Here is a 5,203-nt window from a genome sequence, read left to right as displayed (position 1 = left end):
GTTTAGGGGATTGGGTGTGTGGGGTGGCGCGTTGGGCGGGGTAGGGCGGAGCCTGCCCGACGAAAGCTGCTCCCGTACGCAGCGCCACCCCACCCGAACACCAGAAAGTCCCTCAAAACAATGGAATCTAGAACAAATCAGACCAAAGAATCAACCACAAAGCACGCCTGAACGAACACCAAGAACGATAAGGCTAGAGTTTTTCGATGGTGGCGTAGCGGAGGACTAGCGTCCGGACGCCGTACTCGCCGCCGAAGTCGACGCTGGCCTTCTGGCCGCCATCGTAGACGGAGACGACCGTCCCCAGGCCGAAGGCGTCGTGGGTGACCTTGTCACCGGGCGTAAGGGACGGAACAGGACGATTGCCAGGCGACCGAACGCCAGGCCGCGACGCCATTTGCGCCATGGCCGACCCGGACGTGGAGGACGCCTCGCGTTCCCAGTCCACGAGCGTTTTCGGAACTTCTCCAAGGAACCGCGATGCCGGGTTGACCTGTGGTGCGCCCCACGCGCTGCGCATCGCGGCGCGGGAAAGGTACAGCCGCTGCCGGGCGCGGGTGATGCCGACATAGGCGAGTCGGCGTTCCTCTTCCAGTTCCTTCGGGTTGCTCATGGCCCGCAGGTGCGGGAAGACGCCGTCCTCCATCCCTGTGAGGAAGACGACGGGGAACTCCAAGCCCTTAGCCGTGTGCAGGGTCATCAGCGTGACGACGCCGCCCTCGGTCTCCTCCGGCTGCTCGCCGGGAGGCACCGGGCCGCCCTTGGCGCCGCCGGGGATGGAGTCGGCGTCGGCGACCAGGGCCACCTGTTCCAGGAATTCGGGGAGGCGTCCCTCGGCGGACTCGCCGTCGAGCCGCTCCTCGAACTCGCGGGCGACGGCTTCGAGTTCGTGGAGGTTCTCGACGCGGGTCTCGTCCTGCGGGTCCTTGGACGCCTGCAGTTCGGCGAGGTATCCGCTCGCTTTCAGGATCTCGGCGACCAGGTCGGCGGGGGTGAGCGATTCGGCGGCGGCGCGCAGCTCGTCCAGCAGGACGACGAAGTCGCGGACGGCGTTGATCGAGCGGGTCGCCATGCCGGGCACGTCCTCGGGGACCCGCAGCGCCTGCCAGAACGAGATCCGCTCGCGGGACGCGTACGCCTCGACGCACGCCTCGGCGCGGTCGCCGATGCCGCGTTTCGGGACGTTCAGGATGCGGCGCAGGGAGACCGCGTCTTCGGGGTTGGCGAGGCAGCGCAGGTAGGCGAGCGCGTCGCGGATCTCCTTGCGCTCGTAGAAGCGGACGCCGCCGACGACCTTGTACGGCAGGCCGACGCGGATGAAGACCTCTTCGAAGACACGGGACTGCGCGTTGGTGCGGTAGAAGACGGCGACGTCGCTGGGACGGGCCTCGCCCTCGTCGCTGAGCCGGTCGACCTCGCGGGCGACGAACGCGGCCTCGTCGTGCTCGTTGTCGGCCACATAGCCGGTGATCTTGTGGCCTTCGCCCTGGTCGGACCAGAGTTTCTTCGGCTTGCGGTCGGCGTTGCGCTCGATGACCGCGTTGGCGGCCGACAGGATCGTCTGGGTGGAGCGGTAGTTCTGTTCGAGCAGGATCGTGGTGGCGTCCGGGTAGTCGCGCTCGAACTCCAGGATGTTGCGGATGGTCGCGCCGCGGAAGGCGTAGATCGACTGGTCGGCGTCGCCGACGACGCACAGCTCGGCCGCGCCGATCCCTTCGACCGGGGCCGTCAGTTCCCGGACGAGTTCGTACTGCGCGTGGTTCGTGTCCTGGTACTCGTCCACGAGGACGTGCCGGAACCTGCGCCGGTAGTGCTCGGCGGCCTCGGGGAAGACCTGCAGCAGGTTGACCGTCATCATGATCAGGTCATCGAAGTCCATGGCGCCGGCCTGCTGGAGCCGCGCCTGGTACATCTCGTACGCCTCGCCGAGCGTCTGCTCCATGTGCGTGGACGCCCGCGCCTTGAACGTCTCGTAGTCGATCAGCTCGTTCTTCAGGTTGGAGACCTGCGCGCTGAACGCCTTCGGCGGGTACCGCTTCGGGTCGAGGTCGAGCTCGCGGCAGACGAGCGCCATGAGGCGGTTCGCGTCGGCCTGGTCGTAGATCGAGAAACTCGTCGGGAAGCCGAGCCGCTTGGCCTCGCGCCGCAGGATCCGCACGCACGCCGAGTGGAACGTCATCACCCACATGGCGCGCGAACGCGGCCCGACCAGCGCGTCCACCCGCTCCTTCATCTCGGCCGCGGCCTTGTTGGTGAAGGTGATCGCGAGAATCTGGCCGGGGTGCACCTTCCGCTCCCCGAGCAGGTGGGCGATGCGGTGGGTCAGGACCCGGGTCTTTCCCGACCCGGCTCCCGCGACGATCAGCAACGGCCCACCGGAGTGCAGCACGGCCTCGCGCTGCTGCGGGTTGAGTCCGTCGAGCAAGGGGTTGGCTTCGGTCTTCGACATCACGTGCGAGTCTACGGCGCCCGACCGACGATTTCCGCGTCTCCACACCCCCGCGCCCCGATCGCACCTACGCAAGTCCCGCCCACACGACTCCCCGGCTTGTCACGCCGGTTGGCAGCATGTGGACGCCCCACGGCAGCATGTGGACAGATCGCAGGTCATTTGGATCCGGCGGCTTGACTCGATCTCCTGACCGGCGGACCGTTCGGCTGGATAGGGCGGACACGACCCGCTGGAGACGACCCGCCGGAGACGATCGCCGGAGACGATCGCCGGACCCGGCAGCAGGACCCGGCCGGTTCGCACCCCCAGAGCCGCAGAGCGCGCGCCGTACACCAGAGCACCGCGGATAGCGGGGTATAGCGAACGCCATGCACGGAGCAGGGCTCAGGCAGGCGTGTCCACCCACGGGAGCGCAGGGTCAGCAGAGACTCGCGCATCGTAAAGGGAGGTGGCTTCGATGACGATCCACCAGCAGGACTTCCAGGAGGGCCGGAGCACCAGGGCGATGCCGATCGAGGTTCCCGCGCAGCGGCCGGGACCGATGTCCCGGGTCGCCGTGCCAGGGGCCGCTCCGGCGGCTCCGCGGGCCGTCCCGAGGCCGGTGCCCGTCCCGGCGCCGGCGCGGACCGGTCACCGGTTCATGATCTACAAGCAGGACCCGTCGGTCACCGAGCTGGGCGCCCGGCTGACCTTCGTCCCGACGGTCGTGCTGAACGGGCCGACGGACGCGCGGGTCCGGACGGAGATGCAGGGCGTCACCCCGGTGGCGCGCAACGTCAACGGCGACTTCGTGTTCCCCATGGGCAGCCCGCAGTTCGACTGCGCGCACACGTTCGCCGTCGTCCGGCAGGCCATGGCCATGTACGAGCGGCACAACGGCGGCAACCCGATCCCGTTCGCGTGGAACGTCGGCGGCAACACCGACCGCATCTCGGTGTTCCCGCACGCCGGAGTGGGCGCGAACGCGTTCTACAGCCGGACGGCGAAGGCGCTGAAGTTCCTGTTCTTCACCCCGGAAGGGCAGCCCCCGACGACGGTCGTCCACACGTGCCGGTCGTTCGACATCGTCGCGCACGAGATGGGCCACGCGCTGCTCGACGGGCTCAAGCCGGGCTGGCTGTCGGCGGCCGGTCCGCCGCAGACGGGCGGGCTGCACGAGTCGTTCGGCGACCTCACGGCGATCTTCCTGGCGCTGGCGCAGCCGGACCAGGCGGAGGCGCTCATCGCGCTCACCAAGGCGAACCTGCACGACAAGTCGTTCCTGGCGGACGTCGCCGAGGAGTTCGGCCGGGCGCTCGGCATGCCGTCCGGGCTGCGCAACGCCGACAACGACCTCAAGCTGAGCCAGGTCGGCAACGAGGTGCACGCGATCTCCCAGGTGTTCACCGGCGCGATCTACGACGTGCTCGCGGACATGTGCATGTTCGAGATGGCCCGGCAGCGGCGCACCAAGGACCCGGCGCTCGTGCTGATCGAGACGGCCTCCGCGCTGTGCCGGCTGGTGTTCGACGCGATCGTGGCGTCCCCGGCGACCGGGGCGCGGTACGTGGACGTGGCGAACAAGATGCTGCAGATGTCGTCGGGGCGCGGCGACCCGGCGATCTACCGGACGTTCATCCGCAACCGGTTCGCCGTCCGGGAGATCACGACGGCGGCGACGCCGCTGACCGACCTGATGAGCGGCCAGATGAAGATGACCGAGGCCGACTACACCGGGGACGGGCAGGACATCACGGAGGTCGAGGCGCTCGACGGGCTGTCGGCGAGCCTGCGGGCGGAGCAGGACAGGTCCCGCTGCTGCGGGACGATGCAGATGCCCGAGTACCAGGTCGTCGATCCCGAGAAGCTGGCCAAGCGCGGGTCGCTGGAGGACGATGACATCCTCCGGGAGGACCTGGACGAGCTGCGCCGGGCCTTCAGCAAGTAGCCGGGCGTTCGGCAGGTAGCTGTTCGTTCGGCAAGTAGCTGTTCGTTCGGCATGGAGTCAGTCGTTCGTTCGGCAAGTAGCCGTTCGAGAACCGGTGGGGAGGTGCGGCAGGGCATGCGCGTGAAGGTCGAGAGGACCGGCGGGTTCGCCGGACTGGAAACGCTCGTCGCGCTGTACGACATCGCCGACCTCCCCGCCGGGCGGGCCGAGCGCGTCCGGGAGGCGCTGGACGCGCTCGCCGCCGCGCAGGACCGCGGCGACGAGGGCGGCGATATCGGTGCCGACCTGTTCGTCTATCGGATCACCGTCCAGGACGAGCGGGGCGGCGGGGAGACCCGCGTGTACGAGGTGCGGGAGGACCCGACGGCGGATGATTCGTCCGTCCTCGACGTCCTCCTCAACGGCGCGTCCGGGTAAGACCCCAGGTCAGCGGGTCTTCCGGTGGTCGAAGGCGGCTTCGGCGGCGGCGTGGACGGCGGCCAGGTCCGCGCCGGTCGCGGCCATGGAGGCGGCCGCGACGGCGCCCTCGACCAGCGGAGCGTCCGCGAGCAGCACGTCCTCGCCGCCGGAGTCCTCGATGAGCATCCTGGCGGTGAGGACGGAGCTGCCGAGGTCGGCGAGCAGGAGCACGCCGTCGCCGCCGTCCGCCGCGGCGACGGCGCTCTCGACGAGGTCGATGCTCGTGCCGAGCCGTCCTTCCGAGTCGCCGCCGGCGGGTTCCACGACGGCCTGGCCGACGCCCATCGCGCGGGCCACCTCGGCGACGCCCTCGGCGAGCGTCCGGCTGTGGGAGATGATGACGATCCCGACCATCACCCCTGCCC

The 5,203-nt window shown here is 69.3% G+C and carries 4 protein-coding genes; 2 read left to right on the top strand and 2 right to left on the bottom strand.

Features of this window, described 5'->3' with window-relative positions; translation table 11 throughout:
* Window positions 1-193: 193 nt before the first annotated feature.
* On the bottom strand, window positions 194-2,449 hold the full coding sequence (gene pcrA, locus ETD83_RS39055; RefSeq protein WP_171064694.1) for a DNA helicase PcrA: 2,256 nt from the start codon (window positions 2,447-2,449) through the stop codon (window positions 194-196).
* Between the two features lie 460 nt (window positions 2,450-2,909).
* On the opposite strand from pcrA, the gene ETD83_RS39050 reads away from it, so the two are divergent.
* Both ETD83_RS39050 and ETD83_RS39045 read left to right on the top strand, forming a co-directional pair.
* Window positions 2,910-4,379: a gluzincin family metallopeptidase gene (locus tag ETD83_RS39050; protein ID WP_138650225.1), complete on the top strand. Its 1,470-nt coding sequence runs from the start codon at window positions 2,910-2,912 to the stop codon at window positions 4,377-4,379.
* Between the two features lie 114 nt (window positions 4,380-4,493).
* On the top strand, window positions 4,494-4,796 hold the full coding sequence (locus tag ETD83_RS39045) for a protealysin inhibitor emfourin (protein WP_138650223.1): 303 nt from the start codon (window positions 4,494-4,496) through the stop codon (window positions 4,794-4,796).
* 9 nt (window positions 4,797-4,805) lie between these two features.
* Here ETD83_RS39045 and dhaM read toward each other — a convergent pair.
* A partial coding sequence (dhaM, locus tag ETD83_RS39040; protein WP_329603058.1) for a dihydroxyacetone kinase phosphoryl donor subunit DhaM occupies window positions 4,806-5,203 on the bottom strand: 398 nt, incomplete at its 5' end.

Source organism: Actinomadura soli, assembly GCF_005889715.1.
Classification (GTDB): Bacteria; Actinomycetota; Actinomycetes; order Streptosporangiales; family Streptosporangiaceae; genus Spirillospora; species Spirillospora soli.
The sequence above is the reverse complement of the archived record's forward strand: the minus strand, read 5'-3'. Positions and strand labels throughout refer to the sequence as shown.

What these genes read in the sequence shown, in the direction of transcription:
- pcrA (WP_171064694.1), bottom strand. Translation starts at nt 2,449, where the DNA reads ATGTCGAAGACCGAAGCCAACCCCTTGCTCGACGGACTCAACCCGCAG.
- ETD83_RS39050 (WP_138650225.1), top strand. Translation starts at nt 2,910, where the DNA reads ATGACGATCCACCAGCAGGACTTCCAGGAGGGCCGGAGCACCAGGGCG.
- ETD83_RS39045 (WP_138650223.1), top strand. Translation starts at nt 4,494, where the DNA reads ATGCGCGTGAAGGTCGAGAGGACCGGCGGGTTCGCCGGACTGGAAACG.